Source organism: Modestobacter sp. SYSU DS0904, assembly GCF_054051115.1.
The window spans coordinates 99,084-125,509 of record NZ_JBJHAQ010000010.1; the positions used below are offsets into that span (position 1 = coordinate 99,084).

Here is a 26,426-nt window from a genome sequence, read left to right on the forward strand (position 1 = left end):
TCAGACCTCCGTCAAGTGGGTGGTGGAGTGGGCCGGGGAGTCGCCGTCGAAGCCGAAGGCGGGGGAGTCGAGGCCGATCCCCGGCAGCTCGGCGAGCGGGGCGGTGGTGGTGTAGAACGCCGGGTCGGCGGCGAGGATCGCGGCCCGGACGTCGAGCAGCTCAGTGACCCGGTCGCCGATGACCGCGGAGCCCAGCAGGCCGAGGTCGTCGATGTCGCTCTGCACCGCGGCCTCGCCGTCGACGATGTCCAGGATCTCCTCCACGACGATCGCGACGCTGCGGCCGTGGTCGGCGTAGACGATGACCTCGAGCACCTCGCGGTCGGTGTCGCCGTAGGCGCCCAGGTGCCGGTCGAGCCGGACGATCGGCAGGATCGCGCCGCGGTACTGCACGACCTCCCGGGAGCCGACCCGCTCGACGGTCTCGCTGCGCACCTGCTCGAGGCGGGTGACGGTGTCCAGCGGGATGGCCACCCGGCGGCCCCCACCGATCGCGGCGAGCAGCATCCGGGTCCGCTCGGCGCTGGAGGCGGTCGCGGCGGCGAGCGCGTTGCGCTGCTCCTGGCGCTCGGTGGTCTCGGTGCGCAGCGCGCGGCGGGCCAGCGCCTGCACGTCGAGGATCAGCGCGACGGCGCCGTCACCCAGGACCGTGGCCCCGGAGTACAGGCCGATCTGCTTGAGCTGGCCGCTGACGGCCTTGACCACGATCTCCTCGGTGTTGATGACCCGGTCGACCACCAGGCCGAAGCGCCGTCCCTCGGAGCTGAGCACCGCGATGACGACGTGCCCGTCGTGCCGGTCCGACGGCAGGCCGAGCACATCGGCCAGGTGGACCAGGGGGAGCAGCTCGCCGCGGAGGCGGTAGACCGAGGCGCCGCCGACGTCCTCGACCGCGGCAGCAGCCTTCTCGGCGTCCAGCGCCACGAGCTCCTGCAGGCTGATCTGCGGGATGGCGTAGCGGTCACCGGCGCACTCGATGGTCAGCGCCGGGACGATCGCGAGGGTCAGCGGGATCCGCAGCCGGGTGCAGGTCCCGTGGCCGGGGACCGACTCGACCTCGATGGTGCCGCCGATCGCCTCGATGTTGGTCTTGACGACGTCCATCCCGACGCCTCGGCCGGAGACGTTGGTGACCGCGGCGGCGGTGGAGAAGCCGGGCAGGAAGATCAGCTGCAGCACGTCCTGCGGGCTCATCCGGGACAGGGCGTCGGCGGTGAGCAGGCCCTTCTCGATGGCCTTGGCGCCGATCTTGGCCGGGTCGATGCCCGCACCGTCGTCGGCGACCTCGACCACGACCTGGCCGCTCTCGTGCCGGGAGCGCAGGGTCAGCACCCCCTCGGTCGGCTTGCCGGCGGCGGCCCGGTCGGCCGCGCGCTCGACGCCGTGGTCGACCGAGTTGCGCACCAGGTGGGTCAGCGGGTCCTTGACCGCCTCGAGCAGGGTCTTGTCCAGCTCGGTGTCGCGACCCACCATCTCCAGGCGGACCGACTTCCCGCACTGCAGGCCCAGGTCGCGCACGACCCGGGGCAGCTTGCTCCAGATGTGGTCGATCGGCTGCATGCGCGTCTTCATCGCGCTCTCCTGCAGCTCACTGGCGATCAGGTTGAGCCGCTGGGAGGCGCGGACCAGGTCCTGGTCGTTCTGCCGGCCGACGTACTGGACGATCTGGTTGCGGGTGAGCACGAGCTCGCCGACCAGCAGCATCAGGTTGTCCAGCAGGTCGACGTCGACGCGGATGGTGCTGTCGGCGACGGCGCGCCGGCCGGACTGGGCCTCCGGGGTGCCCGGCTCGGGAGCCAGGTCGCCGGCGGCAGCCGGGGCGGGGGGAACGTCCACGGGAACCTCCAGGGGGACCTCCAGGGGGACCTCGGCCATGGCCGGGAGGTCGAGGACCGCCGGAGCCGGGGTGCGGATGGACTCGACCTCCGGCGCCGCGGCGGGCGCCGGGACGACGGGCTGCGCCGCGGCCCGGGCGGGCGCCTTGCGGGCGGGGGCCTTCTTGGCCGGGGCCTTGGCGGCGCTGGCCGGTGCCTTGCGGACGGCGGCCTTCTTCGCCGGCGCGGCCGCCACCGGGGCCGGCTCGGCCGGGGCAGGAGCGGCCTCGGCGACGGGAGCGGCCTCGGCGACGGGCGCGGCCTCGGCGACGGGCGCGGGGGAGTCCTCGAGGGCGGCGCTGATCAGGGCCACCGTGCCGGCCACGTCGACGGTGCCCTCGCCACCGGAGGCCTCGATGGCGGCCAGCAGGGCGCGGATGGAGTCCACCATGGTGAGCAGCGCGTTGGTGCGCGCCGGGGTCAGGTCCAGGGCGCCGTCACGCAGCCGGGACAGCATGTTCTCCCCGACGTGCGCGACCTCCTCCAGCCGGTTGAAGGCGAGGAAGCCGCTGGTGCCCTTGATGGTGTGGATCGTGCGGAAGATGCTCGACATGCGCTCACGGGAACGGGGGTCCTGCTCCAGTGCCACCAGGTCCTGGTCCAGCTGGTCGAGGTTCTCGTGGCTCTCCACGAGGAACTCCTCGACGATGTCGTCCAGACCGTCCACGCCCGCCTCTTCCCTCTGGGTGCCGCGGCGGGCCTTCCCCGCGCAGCGTCGGTTTCATCGGCACACCGCCGATCTCCTTGAGGGGAACCCGGCCGTTGCGCACGACTTTCTGCTCCGGACGCCACCGATCGGGTGAGGCCGGCGCCGGGCGTTGCCCGTCGTGCTCCCAGTCATCGGCAGGCGGGCGGGGCCCCCTGACCACCGGCGGGGGGGGGAGGGGCGGTTCAGCCGCCGAGCGCGTCGGCGAGCCGGGCCAGCACGGCGCGTGCCCCGGCGAGGTCGGCCACCCGGTGGGCGGCCGCGGTCTCCCCGTCGCCGACCTTGACGGTGACCCCGTCGCCGCCCAGGGCGCGGAAGCCGTCCTCGTCGGTGACGTCGTCCCCGAGGTACAGCGCGCCGTCGGCGCCGAGCTCGTCGCGCAGCCGCAGCAGCGCCGTGCCCTTGTCGGCGTCGGTGACGGCGATCTCCAGCACGTCCTTGCCGGGCTTGGGGGTGTGGTGCGGGCCCGCGGCGGCCGCGGCCCGCTCCAGCAGCGCCGGCCGCGCGGCCGGCTCGGGGACGGTGCGCACGTGCACGGCGACGGCGGCCGGTTTCACCTCCAGCCGGGCGCCCGGGACGGCGTCCACCAGCGGCGACAGCGTGGCGACCAGCTCGTCGCGGACGGCGCGCAGCTCCCCGGCCAGCGGGCCGTCGAACTCGGCGCCGTGGCTGCCGATCCAGCGGAACGGCCCGGTGAGCCCGCTGGTGCGCTGCAGGTCCTCGACCCCGCGGCCGCTGACCAGCGCCACGGTGACCCCCTCGACGGCGGCCAGCCGGGCCAGCAGCTCGGCGACACCCGGCTCGGGGACGGCGGTTGCGGGGTCGTCCCGCAGCCCGGCCAGCACGCCGTCGTAGTCGCTGGCCACCAGCAGCGGACGCCGGGCGGCCAGCCCGTCGAGCGCGGTGGCCAGCGCCGGGTCGAGCTCGGTCACGCCTGCGCCTCCAGCGAGTCGAAGAACGAGTTCGCCCAGTGGTCGAGGTCGTGCTTGGTGACGTGCCGGCGCATCGCCCGCATCCGCTTGGTCGCCTCGGCCGGGTCCATCCGCAGCGCCCGCAGCAGCTGGTTCTTCACCCCGGCGATGTCGTGCGGGTTCACCAGCAGTGCCTGCTTCAGCTCGGCCGCCGCCCCGGCGAACTCGCTGAGCACGAGGACCCCGCCCAGGTCACCCCGGGCGGCGACGTACTCCTTGGCCACCAGGTTCATGCCGTCGCGGTACGGGGTGACGAGCATGACGTCGGCCGCGCGGTACATCGCGGCGAGCTCCTCGCGCGGCATCGACTGGTTGAAGTACTGCACCGCCGGCCCGGCGATCGAGCCGTACAGGCCGTTGATGTGGCCGACCTGCTGCTCGATCGTCTCGCGCATGGTCACGTAGTGCTCGACCCGCTCGCGGCTGGGCGTGGCCACCTGCACGAACACCGTGGAGGGGGCCTCGATGGCGCCGTCCTCCAGCAGCTCCTGGAACGCCTCCAGGCGCACGCCGATGCCCTTGGTGTAGTCGAGCCGATCGACGCCCAGGATGATCTTGTCCGGCTGCCCCAGCTCCTCGCGGATCTCCGCGGCCCGGGCGAGCACCTCCGGGCTGCGGGCGAGCTCGTCGAAGACGGTGACGTCGATGGAGATGGGGAAGGACTTCGCGGTGACCGTGCGGCCCTCGTAGCTGACCGTGTTGCCCTTGGTCGACAGGTCGTGCAGCCGCCGGGCGAGGTTGACGAAGTTGGTCGCCGCGGCCGGCTGCTGGAAGCCGATGAGGTCGGCGCCGAGCAGGCCCTCGATGATCGCCGACCGCCAGGGGAGCTGGGTGAACAGCTCGTAGGGCGGGAACGGGATGTGCAGGAAGAAGCCGATGGTCAGGTCGGGACGGCGCTGGCGGAGCATCGCCGGGACCAGCTGCAGCTGGTAGTCGTGCACCCAGACGATCGCGCCCTCGGCGGCCACCTCGGCGGCGCGCTCGGCGAACCGCTTGTTGACCTGGACGTAGGTGTCCCACCAGTGCCGGTGGTACTCCGGCTTCTCGACCACGTCGTGGTAGAGCGGCCACAGCGAGGCGTTGGAGAACCCCTCGTAGTAGCGGTCGACCTCCTCCTCCGACAGCGGCACGGGCACCAGGTGCATGCCGCCGGACTCGAAGGGCTCCGGGGCCTCACCGGCCGCTCCGGACCAGCCGACCCACGCCCCGCCCCGGCCGGCGACGAACGGCTCCAGTGCGGTGACCAGCCCTCCCGGGCTGCGCTGGTACCGGGTCGTGCCGTCGGGGTCGGTGACCTGGTCGACCGGGAGCCGGTTGGCAACCACCACCACCGGGCTGTCCGCGCCCACCTGTGCACCTCCACCGTCGGGGTCCTCGTCGGCCCCGACCCTACGCAACCGGAGGGGTCGAGCGCGCCCTCAGCCGCTCACCGGACCAGCGACCACGCCCCGGCGGCCGCCGTGAGGCCGAGCACCAGCGTCCCCGTGAGGTAGGCCAGCGCGCGCCCGACGGCCCGCTCCTCGACCAGCCGGACGACGTCGAGCTCGAGCGTGGAGAAGGTGGTCAGCGTGCCGCAGAAGCCCGTGCCGACCAGCGCCAGCACGGCGGGGGAGACCCCGCGGAGGCCGAGGAGCACCCCGAGCAGCGCGCTGCCGACGACGTTCACCGTGAGCGTGCCGACCACGCTGCCCCGGCCGCGGCGGGCGACGGCCACCCGCTCGGCCAGCAGCCGCAGCGGCGCCCCGGCCAGCGCGCCCAGCACCACCCACAGCGCCGTCACCGGGCGGCCTCCGCCGGGCGCGGGGGCGCGAGCACCCGGGCCAGCCACACCCCGGCGACCGCCGCGAGCAGCCCACCGAGCACCGAGGCGGCCCCGTAGCCGGCCGCCGTCGCCACCGCGCCGGCGTCGGCCAGCCGCACCGTCTCGACGGCGAAGGTGGAGAAGGTGGTGAAGCCGCCGAGCACCCCGGTGCCGAGGAAGGGGCGCAGCCACGGGTGGTCGGGGTGCCGGGCGAACACCGCCCCGAGCAGGGCACCGAGCAGCAGGCAGCCGACGAGGTTGACCAGCAGCGTCGCCCACGGCCAGCCACCGGGGGAGGAGGGGAGCGTCTCGGCGACGGCCCAGCGGGCCAGCGCACCCAGGGCGCCGCCCAGTGCCGCGGCGACGTACGGGATCACCGCCGGCGGGTCTCGGGGAACAGCAGGTCGACGAAACGGGCGGCGGTCGGCTGCGGCTCGTGGTTGGCCAGGCCGGGGCGTTCGTTGGCCTCGATGAACACCGCGTCGGGGCCGGCGACGTCGGGCACCAGGAAGTCGATGCCGGTCACCGGGATGCCGATCGCCCGGCTGGCCCGCACGGCCGCGGCGCCGATCTCGGGGTGCAGCCGGTCGGTGACGTCCTCGATCGTGCCGCCGGTGTGCAGGTTCGCCGTGCGCCGCACCCGCAGCCGCTGCCCGGCGGGCAGCACGTCGCCCATGCCGTGCCCGGCGTCGGCCACGACCTCGGCGGTGGCGTCGTCCAGCGGGATGCTCGACTCGCCGCCGGTGGCCCGCTCGCGTCGCCGGCTGGTCTCCTGCACCAGCGCGGTGACGTCCTTGCGCCCGTCGCCGACCACCTCGGCGGGGCGGCGCAGCGCCGCGGCCACCACCTCGTGGTCGATGACGACGACGCGCAGGTCGTCGCCGGCCACCAGCTCCTCGATCAGCACGTCGGGGCAGAACTGACCGGCGAGCTCGACCGCACGGGCCAGCCCGTCGTCGTCCCGCACGCCGACGGTGATGCCCTTGCCCTGCTCCCCGCGGGCCGGCTTGACCACCAGCTCGCCGCACTCGGCGAGCAGCCCGCGGGCGGCGTCCAGGTCGTCGCCGTCGACGACGACGGCGCGGGGCACCCGCACCCCCGCCCGCTCGACGATCCGCCGGGTCACCCGCTTGTCGTCGCAGCGGCTCATCGCCACCGCGCTGGTGAACTCCGACAGCGACTCCCGGGTGAGCACCGACCGCCCGCCCAGGGTCAGCCGGATCTCCCCCCACGCGGGGTCGGTGACCTGCACCCGGATGCCCCGGCGCAGCGCCTCGTCGGCGATGATCCGGGCGTAGGGGTTCAGCTCCTCCAGCCCGGCCGGGGGAGCGGAGAACAGCGGGGTGTTGATCGGGTTCTTCCGCTTCACGCAGACCGCCGAGACCCGGGAGAAGCCGAGCTTGCGGTAGAGCGCGATCGCCCCGCCGTTGTCGTGCATGACCGACAGGTCCAGGTAGGCGCGGCCGCGGCCGATGTACCGCTCGGCCAGCACCCGGACCAGCGCCTCGCCGGTGCCCGGCGGGGCGTCCTGCGGGTCGACGGCCAGGCACCACAGGCTGGTGCCGCCGTCGGGGTCGCCGAAGCCGAGCTCGTGGTCGACGCCGGTGACGGTGCCGATCACCGCGCCGGTGCGGCGGTCCTCGGCGACCAGGTAGGTGAAGGTGCGCGTGCGGTGGTTGCGCCACATCGTGGCGGCGTCACCCACCACCATGCCGGCCTTCGCGTAGAGGTCGTTGATCCGCTGCATCTCCGCCGCGGAGGTCACGGTGCGCACGAACACGCCCCGGATGACCTCCTCCCGGGGCCGGTACCGGTGCAGCGGGAGCCGGTAGACGTAGGACGGGTCGATGAACAGCTCGTCCGGGGCCAGGCCCACCAGCACCTGCGGGTCGCGGGGGTAGATGCAGATGTCCCGGCGACCGGTCTCCTCCGCGCGCAGGGCGGTCAGCACGCCCGAGAGGTCGGCGAACGTCTGACCGAAGACCAGCCGCCCCCAGCCCATGTCCAGGACGACGTCGGTCTCCATGCCGGCCAGGTCGTGGGGGTCGGGCTGCTGCCAGGAGCGGCTGGTGAGCGGCGCACGGGGCTCCGGTCGCGCGCGGTGGCCGGCCAGCCGACGGGGTGCACTGGTCACCCGTCCACCGTAGGGGACCCGGATGACGGGGGCGTTCCACGTGGAACGCAACCCTCGGCCCATCGTGTGTCAGAGGGCATCAGACGTCGGCGTGGGGCTGCGCGAGGCCCGGCGCGAGGTCGATGACGGGCTCTACCGCTTTCGCTGGGGCCGGGCCACACCTGCCCAGCGGGACGTACTGCGTGCACTGGCAGAGCTGGGGGGGCACCGGCCCGGCACCCGTAGCCGACATCGCCCGGCGGATGGGCGAGTCGCGCGCCTCCGACATCTCAGTGGCGCGGGTGGAGCTCATCGCCGCTGCCGTTGGCCGGTGAACGCCGACAGCCCAGAACCGGGCGGACGATGGGCCACCGGCGCTCGGTGTTCCCGTCCGGCCTCGGCGTGGGCCGGGGTCAGGTCCAGAAGACGCCCACGGGGCGGCCGCCGATCTCGTGCACGTCGACCTCGACGTCGAAGACCTTCCGGAGCACCGCGGGATCCATCAGCTCCGTGGTGGGTCCCTCGGCGATCACCCGGCCGTCACGCATCGCCACGATCCGGTCGGAGTAGGCGGCGGCGAAGTTGATGTCGTGCACGACGAGGACGACCGTCCTGCCCAGTTCGGTGGCCATCCGGCGGAGCATCCGCATCATCTGCACGGAGTGCCGCATGTCCAGGTTGTTCAGCGGCTCGTCCAGCAGCACGTAGTCGGTGCCCTGGCACAGCACCATCGCCACGTAGGCCCGCTGGCGCTGGCCCCCGGAGAGCTGGTCGAGGTGCCGGTCGGCGAACGGCTCGAGCTCGAACCAGGCGATCGCCTCGTCGACCCGGCGCCGGCACTCGGCCGTGAGCCGACCGGCCGAGTGTGGGAAGCGCCCGAACTCGACGAGCTCGCGGACGGTCAGCCGTACCGTCATCGAGTTCTCCTGACGCAGCACGGCCAGGCGCCGGGCCAGCTGGGGTCCGGGCGTGGTGGCGATGTCCATGCCGTCCACCTCGACCCGCCCGCTGTCGGCCGGTAGCAGACGGGCCGCGACGGACAGCAGCGTCGACTTCCCGGCGCCGTTGGCACCGACGATCGAGGTGATGCCACCCGCCGGGATCTGCAGACTGACGTCGTCGAGGACCCGGACGCCGCCGTAGGACTTCGAGACCGAGTCGATCTCAATCACTGGTTCTGCTCCCTCACTGGCGGTGCTCTCTCACTGGCGGGGCTCCCGGATCAGGAGGGCGATGAACACGATCCCGCCCACGAAGTTGATGACGATGCTCAGCGCCGAGTTGAAGCCGAAGACCTGCTCGAGGACCAGCTGGCCACCCACCAGGGCGAGCAGGGCCAGCAGGGCCGCTCCGGGCAGCACCCAGACGTGGCGGTGGGTGCCCAGCACCTGGCGGGCGAGGTTGGCGACCAGCAGACCCAGGAAGGTCACCGGCCCGACGAGGGCGGTGGACACGGCCACGAGGACCGCCACGGCGAGCAGGGTCCGGTTGACCACCCGCCGGTGCTCGACACCGAGGTTCAGCGCGGTGTCCCGGCCCAGCGCGATGACGTCCAGCCGGGGGACCAGCCGCCACACGGCGAGGACGACGGCGCCGACCACGACGGCCGACAGCGCCAGCATCTGGCGATCGACGGAGTTGAAGCTGGCGAACAGCATGTCCTGCAGGGTCAGGAACTCGTTGGGGTCGATCAGCCGGGAGACCAGCAGCGTCAGGCTGGTGAACAGGCCGCCCAGGACCACCCCGAGCAGCACGAGCACGTACACGTCGCGCTCCGTGCGACCGAACAGGACCTTGTACAGCCCCGCCCCGAAGAGCACCAGCACGACGGCCTCGACCACGAAACGCAACCGGGGGTCGGCCGTGGTGACCGTGCCGGCGCCGAGGAGGAACACCCCGAGCGTCTGGATGAGCACGAACAGCCGGTCGAAACCCATGATCTCCGGCGTGAGGATCCGGTTGTTGACCACCGTCTGGAACAGCACGGTGGACACCGCGACCGCCACCGCGACGACGGCCATGGCCGCCAGCCGCCGGCTGCGCTGCTGCAGCGCGTAGTCCCAGGAGCCGGTCACGCCCACCGTGAGGAAGGCGACCACCGCAGCCGCGGTCAGCACGCCGAGGACGACCAGTGCGCGCCGCCGCCGGGCGGACCGCTGGGTCGAGGTCAGGACGGCGGTGCTCACGAGACCCCCCGGCTGCGCGCCCGCAGCAGGAGCCAGATGAACGCCACCCCGCCGATGACGCCACCGATCATCCCGACCGGCACCTCGTAGGGGTAGCGGATCGTCCGACCCAGCACGTCGCAGACCAGGACGAACGCCGCTCCGGCCAGCGCCGTCACCGGGAGGACCCGGCGCAGGTTGTCACCCATGGCCAGCGTGACGATGTTCGGCACGACCAGGCCGAGGAAGGGGATGTTGCCCACGGTGACCACCACGATCGCGGTGACCACCGAGGCGATGACCAGACCGATCGTGACCACCCGGGTGTAGGCGATGCCCAGGTTGACCGCGAAGCTCTCGCCCATGCCCGCCACGGAGAACCGGTCGGCGTAGAGGTAGGCCACCACCGTGGCGGCCAGGACCAGGTACAGCAGCTCGTACCGCCCGGCCAGGACTCCGGAGAAGTCACCGTTCATCCAGGCGTCGACCGACTGCAGCAGGTCGAACCGGTAGGCCAGGAAGGTGGCGGCGGCCATGACCACGCCGCCGAGCAGGATCCCGACCAGGGGCACGACGATCATGTCGGTCAGCACGATGCGCCGCAGCAGCCAGATGAAGAAGAAGGTGCCGGCCAGCGAGAAGACGGTTGCGATCGCCATCTTGGCGAACACCGACGTGCTGCCGAAGACGAGCGTGGCCACGACGATCCCCAGGCCGACCCACTCGGTGGTGCCGGCCGTCTGTGGTGAGACGAACCGGTTGCGGGTCAGCGACATCATCACCAGGCCGGCGACCGCCATGGCCGATCCGGCCAGCAGGATCGAGACCAGGCGGGGCACCCGGCTGGTCCAGAAGACGGTGGCCTGTGACTCGTCGGCATCGAGCAGGTCCAGCGGCGTGAGGTCGCTGACGCCGATGAACAGCGAGGCCATCCCACCGGCGGTGAGCAGCAGCGCCGCCGCCGCCAGATGCCACGGCTGGACACCGCGGCGACGCCGCACCCGCCCCCGGGGGGCGGGTGCGGCGTCGACCGGTCGTTCGGACGTGCTGGTCATGGGCGAGGTGCCGTCACTCGACCGCGGCGGCGATCTCCTCGATCATCGCCTCCACCGAGGGCAGGCCGTTCGGCGCGATGTACCAGACGCTGGAGTCCAGGTAGTGCACGGCGTCGTTCTCCCAGGCGGTGGTCCCGCGCACGAGCTCGTTGTCCAGCACCTGCTCGGCGGCAGCACCGCTCTCACCGATGGCGGCGTCCCGGTCCAGCACGAACATGATGTCCGGGTCGGTCTCGGCGAGGTACTCGAAGGAGACCGCGTCACCGTGGCTCGCCTCGGTCAGCCCCTCGTCCGCGGGAGCCAGACCCAGTTCGTTGTGGATGATGCCGTAGCGGGAACCGGCGCCGTAGGCGCTGACCTCCGACGCGCTGGTCATCACGATCAGGGCCTCGCCGGCGCCCTCGGCGGCCTCGGCCACCTCGGCAGCCCGCTCCTCGACGGCGGCCAGCCGCTCGGCGACCGCCTCCTGCTCGCCGAACACCTCGGCCAGTGCGGTGGTCCGCTCCTCGAACGAGGCGAGGAAGTCGGTGTTGTCGACGGTGAGGTCGATCGTCGGGGCGATCTCGGCCAGTTCCGGGTACACCGTGGATGACCGCCCGGCCACGATGATCAGGTCGGGCTCCAAGGCGTTGACCGCCTCGTAGTCGGGCTCGAACAGCGAGCCCACCTTCGCGTACTCGTCCTCGCCGTACTCGGCCAGTCCCTCCGGGTAGACCGCGTCCGGGACGCCGGCGATCTCGACGCCCAGGCTGTCCAGGGTGGAGATGACCCCGACGTCGAAGACGACGACGGTCTCCGGGTCGACCGGCACGGTGGTCTCGCCCTGCGCGTGGGTCACGGTGACCTCGGCGGGGGTGCTGCTCGCCCCGGCCGAGGCCGCTGCCTCTTCCTCGCCACCTCCGCAGGCACCGAGGGTCAGCGCGGCGGTCAGGGACAGGGCGGTCGCGGCGAAGGGCCGGGACGTTCGGGACATGCGGGACTCCAGGGTCGAACTCGCTGAGGAAAGGCTGGCCTCACTTAGGCCCGCCTAACCAATCAGCACAGCCAGTGCTTGTCACTCCGCCGTGACCGTTTCGTGACCAAGACGCCCGGATCTCCCACCCAGTGGGACGTCCGACCGGGCTGACGCATCGGGTTGCGCCGCCCGCGCGGCGGGCACTCCCGACCCATGCAGACACGCACGCTCCGCGACCTGACCGTCTCCGCCCAGGGTCTGGGCTGCATGGGGATGAGCGAGTTCTACGGCACCGGGGACCAGGCGGAGGCCGAGCGGACCGTCCAGCGGGCGCTCGACCTGGGCGTCACCTTCCTGGACACCGCGGACATGTACGGGCCCTTCACCAACGAGCGGCTGGTCGGCCGGGCGATCGCCGGCCGGCGCGCGGAGGTGGTGCTGGCCACCAAGTTCGGCAACGAGCGGCGCGAGGACGGCACCCGGCTCGGCATCAACGGTCGGCCGGAGTACGTGCACGCCGCCTGCGACGCCTCGCTGGAGCGGCTCGGGGTCGACGAGATCGACCTCTACTACCAGCACCGGGTCGACCCCACGGTCCCCATCGAGGACACCTGGGGTGCGATCGCCGAGCTGGTCGAGGCCGGCAAGATCCGGCACGCCGGCATCTCCGAGGCCGCCCCCGACACCATCCGCCGGGCGAACGCGGTGCTGCCGGTCACCGCGCTGCAGACCGAGTACTCGCTGTGGACCCGCGACCCGGAGGACAACGGGGTGCTGGCCACCTGCGCCGAGCTCGGCATCGGCTTCGTCGCCTACTCACCGATCGGCCGCGGGTTCCTGTCCGGCCAGATCCGCAGCCTCGACGACCTCGCCCCCGACGACTTCCGGCGGCACAACCCGCGGTTCCAGGGCGCCGCGTTCGAGCAGAACCTGCGGCTGGTCGACCGGGTCCGCGAGATCGCCGAGGAGAAGGGCGTCACCGCCACCCAGCTCGCGCTGGCCTGGGTGATGGCGCAGGCCGGACGGGACGGCAACCCGGCGATCGTGCCGATCCCGGGCACCAAGCGGGTGAGCTACCTGGAGGAGAACGCCGCCGCCGCGCAGCTGACCCTCGACGAGGAGGACCTGCGCCGCCTCGACGAGGCCGCGCCCGCCGGGGCGACCGTCGGTGACCGCTACCCGGACATGTCCAGCGTGCACCGCTGAGCCGGGCGCCGGCCCGCAGGGGGCAGGATGGGCGGGTGCGTGCCCGCCCGTCCGGCCCCCGCCGGTGACCACCCCGCTGCTCGTCGCGGTGACCGTCGTCGCCGTCGCCCTGGCCCTGCTCGGCGTGCTGAGCACCGCCCTGCGCCGGCGCATCGGCACCGCCCACCTGGTCGGCGCCGGGCTGCTGCAGCTGCTGGTCCTGGCGCTGGCCGGGGTCGCGGTCGCGGAGCTGATCGGCGGTCACCGGCCCACCGAGCTGGCCACCTTCCTGGGGTACCTGGCCAGCGTCGTCCTGCTGCCCCTGGCCGGGGTGCTCTGGGCGCGCACCGACCCCACCCGGTGGGCCGGCACGATCATCGCGGTGACCGCCGCCGCGGTCGCCGTCATGGTCTGGCGGCTGGACCAGGTGTGGCAGGTCACCGGTGGCTGAGCACGCCGGCACCCCGGCCGAGCCGACGTCGGCGACCGCGGACACCATGCGGGGCCCCGGCCGGCTGCTCGTGGCCGTCTACGGCGTCTTCGCCCTCGCCGCCGGCGCCCGGGCCGGGGTCCAGCTCGCCACCCGGTTCAGCGAGGCGCCGCTGGCGTACCTGCTCTCCGCGCTGGCCGCGGTGGTGTACCTGGTCGCCACCGTCGGGCTCGCCCGCGGCGGGCGGGGCGGCCGGCGGACGGCGCTGGTCGCCTGCTCGGTGGAGCTGGCCGGCGTGCTCGTCGTCGGCACGCTGTCGCTGCTGGACCCGGTCGCCTTCCCCGACGCCACCGTCTGGTCGAACTACGGCCAGGGCTACGGCTTCATCCCGCTGGCGCTGCCGGTGCTGGGCCTGCTGTGGCTGCGCCACCGGTCCGGCAACCCGGCCGGGACGGCCGCCGAGCGGGAGCGGCCGGCTGACCCCTGACCGGGTGGTTCCCCGCTCTGTCGGTGGTGCCCAACCGAGTGTCTCGATAGGGTCCCCACCGTGGTGGACCATGCCGGGGGACCGGTCAGCCCCGGCGCCGGCGTCCCGCCGGAGGCCGCAGCTGCCCTGGCGGGCACCGGGGCACCGGTCGTCGACAGCGAGCGCAGCCACCAGGCCTCGCTGGTCGGCGCCGCCGAGGCCGTCGTCTCGTCGACAGCCGGCCGGAACGGTGCGCAGGCCGTACTGCCCGGGGTGCTCTCCGAGGTCCCGGTCGCGGTGCTCGTCATCGACCAGCGCGACGGCACCGTCGTCTACGCCAACACCGCCGCGATCGAGCTGGCCGGCAACCCGCGCCTGCCGCTGCCGATCGACACCTGGGGCGCCTCGGCCGGCCTGACCGACCTCACCGGTGCACCGCTGGCCAGCACCGGCAACCCGCTCTCCCACCTCGCGGGGGGCCGCCCGGTGACCGGCGAGGCGGTCCGGCTGTCCGCGCGCCGCAGCTCCGACGAGCTGCGCGCCGCCGCTGCTTCCGGTGAACCCGAGCAGCTGCTGTGGGTCACCGGCTTCCCGCTGTCCCGCGACACCAGCGAGCAGCGCCTGTCCCTGGTGGTGTTCCTGCACCTGGACGAGGGCCACCACCTCGCCGACCCGGAGTCGCACCTGCAAACGCTGCGCGACCGGGCCGTCGTCGCCACCGACATCGCCTTCACCATCACCGACCCGCGCCAGCCCGACGACCCGCTGGTCTGGGTCAACCCGTCGTTCAGCCGGATCACCGGCTACAGCTACGACGAGATCGTCGGGCGCAACTGCCGCTTCCTGCAGGGTCCGGCCACCGACGCCGGCCGGGTCACCGAGCTGCGGGAAGCACTGGAGGCCCACCAGCCGGTCACGACGACACTGCTGAACTACCGCAAGGACGGCACGGCCTTCTGGAACCAGGTGTCCATCACCCCGGTCTTCGACGGCGAGGGCGAGCTGGTCAGCTTCGTCGGGGTGCAGACCGACGTCACCGAGCGCGTGCGGGTCGAGGACGACCGGACGGCCGCCTTCGCCGCCGAGCGGGCCGCCCGGCACGAGGCCGAGATCGCCCGGGAGGCCGCCGAGCGGGCGCAGAGCCGGCTGGCGCTGATGGCCGAGGCGACCAGCACGCTGAGCGCCACGCTCGACCTCGACGACCTGCTCGACCGGCTCGCCTCGCTGTGCGTGCCGCTGCTGGCCGACTGGGTCTTCGTCACCCTGGTCGACGAGCACGGCGCGGTCACCGGCACCTCGGCCGCCCACCGGCGGGGCCTGCCCGAGGAGCTGCGCCGCTTCGCCGCGCTGCGGATCGCCGACCTGCCCGATGCCGCGCCGATCCGGCGGGTGCTCACCTCCAGCGAGCCGGTCCTGGTCCCGGAGATCACCGACGAGATCCTGCGCGCGGCCGCTCCCGACCCGGCGCTGCGCGCGGTGATGGCCGAGCTGGGCACGTCCTCGCAGCTGACCGTGCCGCTGGTCGCCCGCCGCCGCACCCTCGGCGCGCTCACCCTGGTCGCCGAGACCCAGGACCGGCGGTTCGGCCCCTCCGACGTCGAGCTGGCCCGCGACCTGTCCCGCCGGGCGGCGATGGCGATGGACAACGTGCGGCTGTACCAGCAGGAGCACTCGGTCGCCGAGGCGCTGCAGCGCTCGCTGCTGCCGGAGCTGCCGGAGATCCCGGGGGTCAGCGCCGCCGGGCAGTACGTCAGCGCCTCCAGCGCCGCGGAGGTGGGCGGGGACTTCTACGACCTGCTGCACCTGCCCGACGGCTCGGTGGGGATCGCCATCGGCGACGTCGTCGGGCACGACATCGCCGCGGCAGCCGCGATGGGCCACCTGCGCGGGCTGCTGCGCGCCTGCTCCTGGGACGCGGGGGAGACCGATGCCGGTCAGGTGCTCGGCCGCGTCGACGCCCTGGTCCAGGGGCTGCACGTGGCCCGGATGGCGACGATGGTCTACGCCCGGGCGGTGCCCCCGGGCGAGCCGGGCAGCCCCTGGCAGCTGACCCTGGCCAACGCCGGGCACCCGCCGCTGGCGCTGCGCCGGCCCGACGGCTCGGTCGAGCTGCTCGACGGGGTCACCGGCCTGCTGATCGGCGTCGACACCAGCGCGCAGCGCCGCTCGCACACCTTCCAGGTGCCGGCCGGGTCCACCCTGGTCGCGTACACCGACGGGCTGATCGAGCGCCCCGGTGCGGACCTGGACACCGGCATCGCCCTGCTGGTCGACCGGCTGGCGACCGCGCCGGCGGACGCGCCCCCGGCGGAGCTGTGCGTCGCGGCGGTCGGCCCGAGCCCGGACCGCCGCGACGACATCGCCGTCATCGCCGTCCGCTTCGACTGACGAAGGACCCTCTCGCCCCCACCGCTCGCAAGCTCGCGCCGGGTCCCTGCGAGGGGGCCGCTCCAGCACGTCGCCAGCCGGGCTCAGCCCTGATCGAGCAGGGCTTGCTGCAGGCCGTACGCGCCGCGGTGGAACAGCAACGGGGTGCGGCTGGCGTCGGCACCGAGGTCGAGCACCCGGGCGACGGCGATCGTGTGGTCACCGCCGTCGTACTCGGCCCACAGCTCGCTGTCGATCCAGGCCACCACGCCCTCGAGCATCGGCGACCCGTGCGGGCTGGGCGCCCAGCGCACCCCGGCGAACTTGTCGGTGCCGGAGCGGGCGAACTGCCGGGAGAGGTCGCTCTGCTCCTCGCTGAGCACGTTGACGCAGAACCGGCCCGCATCGCGCAGCTGCGGCCAGGTGCGCGAGGTGCGGGCCGGGGCGAAGGCGACCAGCGGCGGGTCGAGCGACAGCGAGCTGAACGACTGGCAGGTGAAGCCGACCGGCCCGTCCGGGCCCGTCGCGGTCACCACGGTCACCCCGGAGACGAAGTGACCCAGCACGTCGCGCATCAGCTGGGGGTCGACCACGGGGGAGGGGACGTCGGCACTCACGCGTCCCATCCCACCACGGTCCGGCGGCCCCAGCCCGGGACAGGGCTCGGGACGGGGTTCAGGACGGGGGGACCGGCCCGCGCGGCACCGACGGGCCACCGGCCCGGTACAGCGAGCTGGGCAGCGGGTGGCCGACCGCGCGCTCGGTGACGGCGGCCGCGGCGAGCACCGCCGCCAGGTCGATGCCGGTGTCGACCTCGGACTCGGCGAGCCAGTGGACGAGCTCCTCGGTGGCGATGTTGCCGCTGGCGCCCGGCGCGAAGGGGCAGCCGCCCAGGCCGCCCACCGAGGCGTCGAGCTGGGTGACCCCGGCCTGCACGGCGGCGAGCGCGTTGGCCTGCCCGGTGCCGCGGGTGTCGTGGAAGTGCACGCCGACCGGGGTGCCCGGGCAGGCCCGGCGGACGGCGTCGAGCAGCCGCACCACCCGGGCCGGCGTGGTGGTGCCGATGGTGTCGCCGAGGCACAGGGCGTCCGCGCCCCCGGTGACCGCGGCGCGGGCGACGTCGACGGTGCGGGCGATGGGGGTGCGGCCGTCGAAGGGGCAGTCCCATGCGGTGGCCACCACCACCTCCAGCGAGCCGCCGGCACCGTGCGCCAGCCCGGCGATCTCCCCGACCGCGGCGAGCGCCTCGGCGGTGGCCCGCCCGGCGTTGGCCCGGCTGTGCGAGTCGGCGGCGGAGACGACGTACTCCAGGTGCGGCACCCCGGCGTCGACCGCCCGCACCGCGCCGCGCGGGTTGGCCACCAGCGCGGAGAAGTGCACGCCCGGGAAGCGGTGCAGCTCGGCGGCCACCTGGTCGGCGTCGGCGAGCGCCGGCACGGCCCTCGGGGAGACGAACGAGGTGACCTCCACCCGGCGGACGCCGGTGGCCACGATCGCCTCGAGCATCGCCAGCTTGTCGGCCAGCGGCAGCGGGTCCTCCAGCTGGAGGCCGTCGCGCATGCCGACCTCCCGGACGTCGACCGCCGCCGGCAGCACCAGGTCGAAGTCGTTCATGCGGTCATCGTGCCCCGTCCTCCCCCTGCCCGGCCCCGTTCCACGTGGAACCGGTCAGTCGCCGTACTGGCAGGCGCGGCACAGGCCGGTGTCGTCGGGGACGTCCTCGACCGGCACCACCCGGACCCACGCGCCGCAGAGCGCCTGCACCTGCTCGTCCGCCTCCCGGGCGGCCGCCCCGGGCTCGGCGGCGACGGCGTGCAGCGGTCCGGTCAGCGCATCCGCGGCGGGCCGGCCGGAGGCGGCAGGGGCAGGCGGGCGCAGTTCTCGTCCGACGAGGTTCGACATGCGCCCAGCCTGCCCCATGCCCCATGCCTCAGCCGGCGACCGGCTCCGGGACCCGCTCGTCGTCCCGGGCGGTGAGCTTCGCGCCCTCCACGTCCAGGTCGGGCAGCACCCGGTCCAGCCAGCGCGGCAGCCACCACGCCGACCGGCCCAGCAGCGCGAGCAGGGCGGGCACGAGCGTCATCCGGACGACGAAGGCGTCGACCAGCACCCCGACGGCCAGCCCGAAGGCGATCGCCTTGACCGTGACGTCCTCGATGGTCACGAAGCTGCCGAACACCGAGAACATGATCAGCGCCGCGGCGACCACCACCCGGGAGGCGTGCCGCATGCCGCCGACGACCGCCTCACGCGGCGCCGCCCCGTGCACGTACTCCTCCCGCATCCGGGAGACCAGGAAGACCTCGTAGTCCATCGCCAGCCCGAACAGCACGGCCATGAGCAGGATCGGCATGAAGCTGATCACCGGGCCGGTGGTCGGCACGCCGAAGACGTCCGCCAGCCAGCCCCACTGGAAGACCGCGACGACGGCACCGAAGGAGACGCCCACCGAGAGCAGGAAGCCCAGCGCGGCCTTGACCGGGACCAGGATCGAACGGAAGACCAGCAGCAGCAGGACCAGCGCCAGGCCGACGACGACCAGCGTGAAGGGCAGCAGCGCGTCGGCCAGCCGGTCGGAGACGTCGATCGCGACGGCGGTCTGCCCGGTGACCGCGACGTCCGCGCCGGTCTGCTCCTCCAGCTCGGTGCCCAGGTCGCGCAGCGCACCGACGAGGTCGCTGGTCGCCTCCTCCTGCGGACCGCTCTCCGGCACGACCTGGACGATCGCCGCCGTCCCGTCGCCGACCACCTGGGGCGCGGCGTAGGCGACGTCGTCCAGCCCACCCTCGAACTCCCCCGGGGTGCCGGTCGGGACGCCGCCGATGGCCGCCGCGGCCTGGCCGGCGGTCTGCTCGGCGGTGGCCGGGTCCAGCCCGTCGAGGAAGACGAGCAGCGGGCCGTTGAGGCCGGGCCCGAAGTACTCGGCGATCGCCTCGTAGGCCTGCCGCTGCGGGGTCTCCTCGCCGGCGCTGCTGGCATCGGGGAGAGCCAGCTCCAGCTGGGCGGCCGGGATGGAGCCGACGACCAGCGCGGCCAGCACGCCGAGCACGGTCAGCGCCGGACGCCGGGTGACCGTCCGCGCCCAGCGGGCACCCCCCGTGGTGGCCGGGGCGTCGGCGTGCGCGGCCAGCGCCAGCTCGCGCCGGTGCGCCCGGGAGCCGGGCTGCGGGATCAGCCGGGCGCCGGCGAAGCCGAGCAGGGCGGGCACCAGGGTCAGCGCGACCAGGACGGCGACCAGCACGGTGCCGGCGGCGCCGAGCCCCATCACGGTGAGGAACGGGATCCCGACGACCGACAGGCCGGACAGCGCGATCACCACGGTCAGCCCGGCGAAGACGACCGCGGAGCCCGCCGTCCCGGCGGCCCGGCCGGCCGACTCCTCCGGCGCCATGCCCTGGGCCAGCTGCGAGCGGTGCCGGCTGAGGATGAACAGCGTGTAGTCGATGCCGACGGCCAGGCCGATCATCAGCGCCAGGGTGGGCGCGGTGGAGGACAGCGTGATGACGCCGGAGAGCGCGAGCAGACCGGTGAGCCCGATGCCCACCCCGACGAGGGCGATGAGCAGGTTCATCCCGGCGGCGAGCAGCGAGCCCAGGGTGATCACCAGCACGACGACGGCGACCACCACGCCGACCAGCTCGGTGGGCCCGACCGTGACCGCGCCGGCGTTGAACGCACCACCCCCGACCTCGACCTCGAGCCCGGCCTCCACCGCCGGGGCGGTGGCCTCCTGCAGCTCCTCCAGCGCGTCGTCCGCGAGCTCCATCGCCTGCACGGAGTACTGGACCGTGGCCAGCGCGGCCCGGCCGTCCGGGCTGATCGCCTGGGTGGTGAAGGGGTCCTGCACCGCGGCGACGTCGTCGACCTGCCCGGCCGCGGCGACGGCCTCGCCGATCGCCTGGGCGTACTGCGGTTCGACGACGGTGCTGCCCTCGGGGGCGATGAAGACCAGGTCGGCGCCGGCGCCCGCGGCGGCGGGGGAGACCTCCCGCAGCTGGTTCAGCGCGGTCTGGGACTCCGAGCCGGGGATGGTGAACTCGTCGTCGAACTCGCCGCCCACGGTGAGGAAGAGCGCGATGACCGCGGCCAGCACGGCGATCCAGGCCGCGGTGAACGCCGCGCGGTGGCGGTAGGCGGTGCGGCCCAGCCGGTAGAGCAGGGTGGACATCGGTTCTCCTGGTCGGTGGATCGGTGTCGGTGGGTCAGCGGGACGTCGGCCCGGGGGAGACCGCGCCGCGGACGAGCGTGAGCAGGGCGGTGCGGCGCAGCGGCTCGAGGTCGCCCTCCGCGGTGAGCGACATGACGGTGAGCCCGCTGAGCAGGGCGGTGGCCGCCCCGATGAGGTCGGCGGCGGGCAGGGTGAAGGTCAGCCCCGCCTCGGCGGCCGTCCGGTCGACCAGCTCGGCCAGCCGGCCGCCGACCTGCTCGTCGTGCCGGCGCAGCACCTCGGCGGCCTCGGGGTGCCGGGCGGCGTGCAGCGTGTACTCGGTGACCACCAGCGCCCAGGTGCGGTCGCAGCGGAAGGCACCGAGCACCCGGTCGACCGCCGCGGCCAGCGGGTCGGGCTCGTCGGCCAGCCCGGTGAGGAGCTCGGCGACCCGGGTCAGGTCGCGCTCGACCTCGCGGGTCATCAGCGCCTCGAACAGCTCGTCCTTGCTGCGGAAGCTGGAGTAGAAGGCGCCGCGGGTGAAGCCGCCGCGACCGCAGATGTCCTCCACGCTGGCCGCGGCGAACCCCTGCTCGGCGAAGGTCTCCAGCGCGGCGTCGAGCAGCCGCTCGACGGTCGCCTCACGGCGGCGCTTGGGCCGCTCCAGATCGGTCGCCGTCACGATGCAGCACTGTATTGGATACAGCTCTGTATCGAGGACTCGGGACGGGTGTGACGTGCGTTGCCCCCGGGACCGTGGTCAGCTGGGGGTGCGGCCCACCAGGACGGCGCGGGTGTCCGGGGCGGCGATCCGGGCGGCGTCGGCCTCCTGGTCGTCGGGGGCGGCCTGCGAGAGGCGCTCGGCCTCCACCCGGGCGGCGTAGCCCGAGACCTCGGCGGTGACCCGCTCCTCGTCCCAGCCCAGCGACGCGGCGACCGCACGGGCCACCGGCCCGGCGGACTCCACCCCGCGGTGCGCGGTCTCGATCGAGATCCGGGTGCGGCGGGCCAGCAGGTCGTCCAGGTGCAGCGCCGCCTCGTGCTCGACCGCCCAGACCATCTCGACCATCAGGTAGCCCTCCGCGCCCGGCACCGGCTCCAGCAGCTCGGGCCGGTCGGCGGCGAGCGCCAGCAGCTCGGGGGTGAGCGACCCGAACCGGTTGAGCAGGTGCTCGGCGCGGAAGCGGGGGATGCCCCAGCGGCGGGCGAGCCCGTCGAGGGAGTTGACCATCGCCGCGTACCCCTCGGCGCCGACCAGCGGGATGTTCTCGGTGACGCTGGGCGGGACCGGCCGGGTGACGTCCTCGGCGACGGCGTCCACCGCGTCGGCGGCCATCGGCCGGTAGGTCGTGTACTTGCCACCGGCGACGGCGATGACGCCCGGCATCGGCCGGGCGACCGCGTGCTCGCGGGAGAGCTGGCTGGTCTCCTCGTCCTCGCCGGCCAGCAACGGGCGCAGCCCGGCGTAGACGCCGGTGATGTCGTCGTGGGTCAGCGGCGTGGAGAGCACCTCGTTGACGTGCTCGAGGATGTAGTCGATGTCGGCCCGGCTGGCGGCCGGGTGCGCCTTGTCCAGCTCCCAGTCGGTGTCCGTCGTCCCGATGATCCAGTGGCTGCCCCACGGGATCACGAACAGCACCGACTTCTCGGTGCGCAGGATCAGCCCGGCCTCGCCGTTTATCCGGTCGCGGGGGACCACGATGTGCACGCCCTTGCTGGCCCGCACGTGGAACCGGCCCCGGCCGCCGACCAGGGTCTGCACGTCGTCGGTCCACACGCCGGTGGCGTTGACCACCACCTCGGCCCGGACGTCGGTCTCCGCGCCGGTCTCCACGTCGCGCACCCGGGCACCGACGACCCGGCCACCGGCGTGCGTGAAGCCGACGACCTCCGCGGAGTTGAGCACGGTCGCGCCGTAGGTGGCGGCGGTGCGGGCGACGGTGAGGGTGTGCCGGGCGTCGTCGGCCTGGGCGTCGTAGTACCGGACGGCGCCGACCAGCGCGTCGGGCTTGAGCGCGGGGAAGACGGTGCGCGCACCGGTGCGGGTGAGGTGCTTCTGCGCCGGCATCGGCGTGGACAGCGCCCCGATCCGGGCCAGCCCGTCGTAGAGCGCCAGGCCGGCGGAGACGTAGGGGCGCTCCCAGACCCGGCGGGTCAGCGGGTAGAGGAACGGCACGGGCTTGACCAGGTGCGGAGCCAGCCGGGTGACGCTCAGGTCGCGCTCGTGCAGCGCCTCGCGGACAAGGGTGAACTCGAGGGACTCCAGGTAGCGCAGCCCGCCGTGGAACAGCTTGGACGAGCGCGACGACGTCCCGCTGGCGAAGTCCCGGGCCTCGACCAGCGCCGTCCGCAGGCCGCGGGTGGCGGCGTCCAGGGCGACGCCGGCGCCGGTCACCCCGCCGCCGACGACGAGCACCTCGAACGGTTCCTCGGCGAGCTCGCGCCAGGCCTGCGCGCGCTGCTGGGGGCCGAGCGGGGCAACTGCGGTCATCGCACACCTCCGTGGTGCCACCGGCCGGGCGGCCGCGGGTCGCGACCAGTCTCCCCCGTCGGAGGGCTCCCACGCCCGGAGGACGTCGCGCCGGAGGGCGGCGCGGACGAGATGCGCCCCGCCCGGGCGCCGCCTAGCGTTCCAGCCCGGCACCCGGCCGCCGCCCCGCGCGCCTGGGGGAAGGGAACCGCTGGATGGCGCCGATCGGCCTGCTCACCGTGTTCGGCAGCGAGGTCGTCGGCACCGGCGTGCTGATCCTGCTCGGCACCACCGTGGTGGCCAACGTGAACCTGGTCCGCACCTACGGCCACGCCGGCGCCGCGGTCGGCGTCCACCTGGGGTGGGGCCTCGCCGTCTTCGCCGGGGTCTTCGCCGGGGCCAGCTCCGGCGCCCACCTCAACCCGGCGGTCACGCTGGGCCTGCTGGTGAGCGGCACCGGGGAGTACGCGACCGGGGTGCCGGTCACGGTCGCGAGCACGCTGGTCTACGTGGCCGGCGAGCTGACCGGCGCCTTCCTCGGCGCGGTGCTGGCGTGGCTGATCTACCGGCGGCACTTCGCCCTGCCGACCAGCGATGACCCGGCCGAGGACGCCGGCACCAAGCTGGGGACCTTCGCCACCCGCCCGGCGATCCGGAGCTTCCCGGACAACCTGGTGAGCGAGGTGATCGCCACGTTCGTCCTCGTCTACCTGGTGCTGCGCTTCGGCGACACCCCGGTCGACCTGGGCCCGCTGGCGGTGGCGCTGATCGTCACCGGCATCGGCCTGGGGCTGGGCGGCACGACCGGCTACGCGATCAACCCCGCCCGCGACCTGGGCCCGCGGATCGCGCACGCCCTGCTGCCGATCCGGGGCAAGGGCGGCAGCGACTGGGGCTACGCCTGGGTGCCGATCGTCGGTCCGCTGACCGGCGCCGTCCTGGCCGGACTGTTCTCCCAGGTGCCCATCTGACCCGGGTGCCCGGCCGAACCGGACACCAGGCCGAGCGCACGACCGATCGCACCCCACCGGCGCCCCTCCGGGGCCACAATCGCCCCCTGCGAGCGAGCCACCCTGCCCCTCACCGCCGAGGAGGAACCATGCCCGGTCCCTACGTCGCCGCGATCGACCAAGGCACCACCAGCACCCGCTGCATGCTCTTCGACCACGACGGCGCGGTGGTGTCCGTCGGCCAGAAGGAGCACCAGCAGATCTTCCCGCGCGCCGGGTGGGTCGAGCACGACGCGATGGAGATCTGGCGGAACACCCGGGAGGTGGTCGGCCAGGCGATCGCCCGCAGCGACGCCGGGCCCGCCGACATCGTCGCCGTCGGCATCACCAACCAGCGCGAGACCGCCGTGGTCTGGGACCGGAACACCGGGCAGCCGGTCTACAACGCGATCGTCTGGCAGGACACCCGCACCGGGAAGATCTGCGACGAGCTGGGCGCGCTGGGCGGCGGCGCCGACCGGTACAAGGACGTCGTCGGCCTGCCGCTGGCCACCTACTTCGCCGGCCCGAAGGTGCGCTGGATCCTGGACAACGTCGACGGCGCCCGCGCGGCGGCCGAGCGCGGCGACCTGCTCATGGGCACGATCGACTCCTGGCTGATGTGGAAGATGACCGGCGGCACCGACGGCGGGCTGCACCTCACCGACGTCTCCAACGCCAGCCGCACGATGCTGATGGACTACCGGAAGCTGAGCTGGGACGCCTCGATCGCCGAGGAGATGGGCATCCCGATGTCGATGCTGCCGGAGATCCGGTCCAACTCGGAGGAGTACGGGAGGGGCCGCAAGGCCGGCTTCCTGGCCGGGGTGCCGATCGCCGGGTCGCTGGGCGACCAGCAGGCGGCCACCTTCGGGCAGGTCTGCTTCGAGCGCGGGATGGCCAAGAACACCTACGGCACCGGCAACTTTATGCTGCTCAACACCGGCGAGGAGGCGGTGCCGTCGGAGAACGGCCTGCTCACCACGCTGTGCTACCAGCTCGGGGACGCCAAGCCGGTCTACGCGCTCGAGGGGTCGATCGCGGTCACCGGCTCGCTGGTGCAGTGGGTGCGCGACAACCTGGGCATGATCAGGAACGCGCCGGAGATCGAGGACCTGGCCCGCTCGGTGGAGGACAACGGCGGGGCCTACTTCGTGCCCGCCTTCTCCGGGCTGTTCGCCCCGCACTGGCGCGCCGACGCCCGCGGCGCCCTCGTCGGGCTGACCCGGTTCGTGGACAAGGGGCACTTGGCCCGCGCCGTCCTGGAGGCGACCGCGTACCAGACCCGCGAAGTGCTCGACGCGATGAACGCCGACTCCGGCGTCGACCTCACCGAGCTGCGGGTGGACGGCGGCATGGTCGGCAACGAGCTGCTCATGCAGTTCCAGGCCGACCTGCTCGGCGTCCCGGTGATCCGCCCGCAGATCCCCGAGACCACGGCGCTGGGCGCGGCCTACGCGGCCGGGCTGGCGGTCGGGTTCTGGTCCGACCTCGACGAGCTCACCGCCAAGTGGGCCGAGGACAAGCGGTGGGAGCCGCAGATGGCCGCCGAGCAGCGGGACAGGTACTACCGCAGCTGGCAGAAGGCGGTCACCAAGAGCCTGGACTGGGTCGACGAGGACGACGAGTAGTCGCCGGGACACGACTGCGCAGTAGGTTGCCCGGCTGACTAGTCAGTCGTACTGTCCACTCCGTGAGCGAGGAACGGTGGCCCGGAGAGTGGATGCGCGGCGTGCTGTCGCTGTGCGTGCTCCGCGTCGTCGCCGACGGGCCGACCCACGGCTACGCCATCGCCGGCCGGCTGGCCGAGGCCGGTCTGGGCACGGTCAAGGGCGGCACCCTCTACCCGATCCTCACCCGGCTGGAGACCGAGGGGCTGGTGACCGCCGCCTGGGAGGCCGGGGACGGCGGCCCCGGTCGCAAGGTGTTCACCGTGACCGAGGCCGGCGTCCAGGCGCTGCGGCAGCGCTCGGCGCAGTGGCAGGTCTTCACCGAGCGGGCCGCCGGCCTGCTGTCGTCCCCCTCCGTCCCCGCCTGAGGAGCCCGCCGTGGGAAAGGTCTCGAACGACACCGAGCAGAGCTGGCGCGACGACCTGCTGCTGCGGCTGCGGATGCGCGACGTCCCCGGCGCCCGGATCGGCGAGGTGCTCGCCGAGGTGCAGAGCCACGTCGCCGAGACCGGCGAGCACCCGCGTGAGGCGTTCGGCCCGGCCAGGGAGTACGCCGACCGGGTGGCCGACGCGATCGGCGCTCCGCCCAGCCAGGGCTGGCGCGACGCGGTGCGCGGGGTGACCTGGCAGGACTGGGCGACGACGGTCGCCATCGGCGTCAGCGCCTTCCTGCTCAGCGACGCACTGTGGGCCCTCGGCGCGGGCGGGACAGCGGTGTTCGGGCTGCCCGCCTGGCCGGTGTTCCTGGTCACCGGGGTGGCGCTGGGCGCCTGCGTCGCCCGCGTCGTGCACACCCTGCGCGCGGAGACCTCCGGGGCCCGGGTCACCGACCCGCGGACCGGCGCCGACATGGTGCCGCTCCCGAGGTGGGCAGTGGCCGTCCTGATCGGCATCCCGCTGGTCCTCCTGCTGGGGACGCTGGCCGCCGGCCTGCTCACCCGCTGAGCCCGGTCGCGCGGGGGGGGGGGGGGGGGGGGGGGGGGGGGGGGGGGGGGGGGGGGGGGGGGGGGGGGGGGGGGGGGGGGGGGGGGGGGGGGGGGGGGGGGGGGGGGCGGGGGGTGG

24 protein-coding genes are annotated in these 26,426 nt (G+C 74.0%); 8 read left to right on the plus strand and 16 right to left on the minus strand.

Annotated elements, in window-relative coordinates; translation table 11 throughout:
- The 10 genes from ACI79U_RS09310 to ACI79U_RS09355 form a co-directional block, all read right to left on the minus strand.
- On the minus strand, nt 1–2,541 hold the full coding sequence (locus tag ACI79U_RS09310) for a chemotaxis protein CheA (RefSeq protein WP_457066769.1): 2,541 nt from the start codon (nt 2,539–2,541) through the stop codon (nt 1–3).
- Nucleotides 2,542–2,765: 224 nt separating this feature from the next.
- On the minus strand, nt 2,766–3,512 hold the full coding sequence (gene otsB / locus ACI79U_RS09315) for a trehalose-phosphatase (RefSeq protein ID WP_457066772.1): 747 nt from the start codon (nt 3,510–3,512) through the stop codon (nt 2,766–2,768).
- Complete coding sequence (locus ACI79U_RS09320) at nt 3,509–4,900, minus strand: alpha,alpha-trehalose-phosphate synthase (UDP-forming) (RefSeq protein ID WP_457066775.1); 1,392 nt, start codon at nt 4,898–4,900, stop codon at nt 3,509–3,511. Before ACI79U_RS09320 ends, otsB begins: the two co-directional genes overlap by 4 nt.
- Nucleotides 4,901–4,977: 77 nt before the next feature.
- The gene (locus ACI79U_RS09325) at nt 4,978–5,331 is read right to left on the minus strand and encodes a fluoride efflux transporter FluC (RefSeq protein ID WP_457066778.1); all 354 of its coding nucleotides are present in this window, start codon (nt 5,329–5,331) and stop codon (nt 4,978–4,980) included.
- The gene (gene crcB, locus ACI79U_RS09330) at nt 5,328–5,729 is read right to left on the minus strand and encodes a fluoride efflux transporter CrcB (protein WP_457066781.1); all 402 of its coding nucleotides are present in this window, start codon (nt 5,727–5,729) and stop codon (nt 5,328–5,330) included. The genes ACI79U_RS09325 and crcB overlap by 4 nt, the downstream gene beginning before the upstream one ends.
- On the minus strand, nt 5,726–7,486 hold the full coding sequence (ngg, locus tag ACI79U_RS09335; RefSeq protein WP_457066784.1) for an N-acetylglutaminylglutamine synthetase: 1,761 nt from the start codon (nt 7,484–7,486) through the stop codon (nt 5,726–5,728). Before ngg ends, crcB begins: the two co-directional genes overlap by 4 nt.
- Before the next feature lie 392 nt (nt 7,487–7,878).
- Nucleotides 7,879–8,637, minus strand: coding sequence for an iron ABC transporter ATP-binding protein (locus ACI79U_RS09340; protein ID WP_457066788.1), 759 nt, complete (start codon nt 8,635–8,637; stop codon nt 7,879–7,881).
- Nucleotides 8,638–8,667: 30 nt separating this feature from the next.
- A complete protein-coding gene (locus ACI79U_RS09345; protein ID WP_457066791.1) occupies nt 8,668–9,651 on the minus strand; it encodes an iron chelate uptake ABC transporter family permease subunit in 984 nt (327 codons plus the stop codon).
- The gene (locus ACI79U_RS09350) at nt 9,648–10,685 is read right to left on the minus strand and encodes an ABC transporter permease (RefSeq protein WP_457066794.1); all 1,038 of its coding nucleotides are present in this window, start codon (nt 10,683–10,685) and stop codon (nt 9,648–9,650) included. Before ACI79U_RS09350 ends, ACI79U_RS09345 begins: the two co-directional genes overlap by 4 nt.
- A 13-nt stretch (nt 10,686–10,698) precedes the next feature.
- Complete coding sequence (locus ACI79U_RS09355) at nt 10,699–11,658, minus strand: siderophore ABC transporter substrate-binding protein (protein ID WP_457066797.1); 960 nt, start codon at nt 11,656–11,658, stop codon at nt 10,699–10,701.
- A 195-nt stretch (nt 11,659–11,853) separates the two neighbouring features.
- On the opposite strand from ACI79U_RS09355, the gene ACI79U_RS09360 reads away from it, so the two are divergent.
- The 4 genes from ACI79U_RS09360 to ACI79U_RS09375 all read left to right on the plus strand — a co-directional run bounded on the left by ACI79U_RS09360 (nt 11,854) and on the right by ACI79U_RS09375 (nt 16,109).
- Nucleotides 11,854–12,846 (plus strand): aldo/keto reductase, encoded by a 993-nt coding sequence (locus ACI79U_RS09360; protein ID WP_457066800.1) that lies wholly within the window; start codon nt 11,854–11,856, stop codon nt 12,844–12,846.
- 64 nt (nt 12,847–12,910) lie between these two features.
- Nucleotides 12,911–13,276 carry a hypothetical protein gene (locus tag ACI79U_RS09365; RefSeq protein WP_457066803.1) on the plus strand — a complete coding sequence of 122 codons (366 nt, stop codon included), beginning with the start codon at nt 12,911–12,913 and terminating at the stop codon, nt 13,274–13,276.
- Nucleotides 13,269–13,742: a hypothetical protein gene (locus ACI79U_RS09370; RefSeq protein WP_457066806.1), complete on the plus strand. Its 474-nt coding sequence runs from the start codon at nt 13,269–13,271 to the stop codon at nt 13,740–13,742. The genes ACI79U_RS09365 and ACI79U_RS09370 overlap by 8 nt, the downstream gene beginning before the upstream one ends.
- Nucleotides 13,743–13,802: 60 nt before the next feature.
- A complete protein-coding gene (locus ACI79U_RS09375) occupies nt 13,803–16,109 on the plus strand; it encodes a SpoIIE family protein phosphatase (protein ID WP_457066809.1) in 2,307 nt (768 codons plus the stop codon).
- 83 nt (nt 16,110–16,192) lie between these two features.
- Here the strand turns inward: ACI79U_RS09375 and ACI79U_RS09380 are convergent, their stop codons facing one another.
- The 6 genes from ACI79U_RS09380 to ACI79U_RS09405 form a co-directional block, all read right to left on the minus strand.
- Nucleotides 16,193–16,714 carry a flavin reductase family protein gene (locus ACI79U_RS09380; protein WP_457066812.1) on the minus strand — a complete coding sequence of 174 codons (522 nt, stop codon included), beginning with the start codon at nt 16,712–16,714 and terminating at the stop codon, nt 16,193–16,195.
- Nucleotides 16,715–16,763: 49 nt separating this feature from the next.
- Nucleotides 16,764–17,702: a hydroxymethylglutaryl-CoA lyase gene (locus ACI79U_RS09385; protein ID WP_457066815.1), complete on the minus strand. Its 939-nt coding sequence runs from the start codon at nt 17,700–17,702 to the stop codon at nt 16,764–16,766.
- A 54-nt stretch (nt 17,703–17,756) separates the two neighbouring features.
- Nucleotides 17,757–17,990, minus strand: a complete 234-nt coding sequence (locus ACI79U_RS09390) for a hypothetical protein (protein ID WP_457066817.1) — start codon at nt 17,988–17,990, stop codon at nt 17,757–17,759.
- 28 nt (nt 17,991–18,018) lie between these two features.
- Complete coding sequence (locus tag ACI79U_RS09395) at nt 18,019–20,256, minus strand: MMPL family transporter (protein ID WP_457066820.1); 2,238 nt, start codon at nt 20,254–20,256, stop codon at nt 18,019–18,021.
- Between the two features lie 34 nt (nt 20,257–20,290).
- A complete protein-coding gene (locus ACI79U_RS09400) occupies nt 20,291–20,917 on the minus strand; it encodes a TetR/AcrR family transcriptional regulator (RefSeq protein WP_457066823.1) in 627 nt (208 codons plus the stop codon).
- Nucleotides 20,918–20,995: 78 nt separating this feature from the next.
- On the minus strand, nt 20,996–22,726 hold the full coding sequence (locus ACI79U_RS09405; protein ID WP_457066826.1) for a glycerol-3-phosphate dehydrogenase/oxidase: 1,731 nt from the start codon (nt 22,724–22,726) through the stop codon (nt 20,996–20,998).
- A gap of 194 nt (nt 22,727–22,920) precedes the next feature.
- Between ACI79U_RS09405 and ACI79U_RS09410 the strand changes: the two genes are divergently transcribed.
- From ACI79U_RS09410 to ACI79U_RS09425, 4 genes are all read left to right on the plus strand, one after another.
- A complete protein-coding gene (locus ACI79U_RS09410) occupies nt 22,921–23,676 on the plus strand; it encodes an MIP/aquaporin family protein (protein WP_457066829.1) in 756 nt (251 codons plus the stop codon).
- Nucleotides 23,677–23,804: 128 nt separating this feature from the next.
- The gene (gene glpK / locus ACI79U_RS09415; protein ID WP_457066832.1) at nt 23,805–25,325 is read left to right on the plus strand and encodes a glycerol kinase GlpK; all 1,521 of its coding nucleotides are present in this window, start codon (nt 23,805–23,807) and stop codon (nt 25,323–25,325) included.
- Between the two features lie 62 nt (nt 25,326–25,387).
- The gene (locus tag ACI79U_RS09420; protein WP_457066835.1) at nt 25,388–25,732 is read left to right on the plus strand and encodes a PadR family transcriptional regulator; all 345 of its coding nucleotides are present in this window, start codon (nt 25,388–25,390) and stop codon (nt 25,730–25,732) included.
- Between the two features lie 10 nt (nt 25,733–25,742).
- Nucleotides 25,743–26,309, plus strand: coding sequence for a hypothetical protein (locus tag ACI79U_RS09425; RefSeq protein ID WP_457066838.1), 567 nt, complete (start codon nt 25,743–25,745; stop codon nt 26,307–26,309).
- The last annotated feature ends 117 nt before the right edge of the window (nt 26,310–26,426 follow it).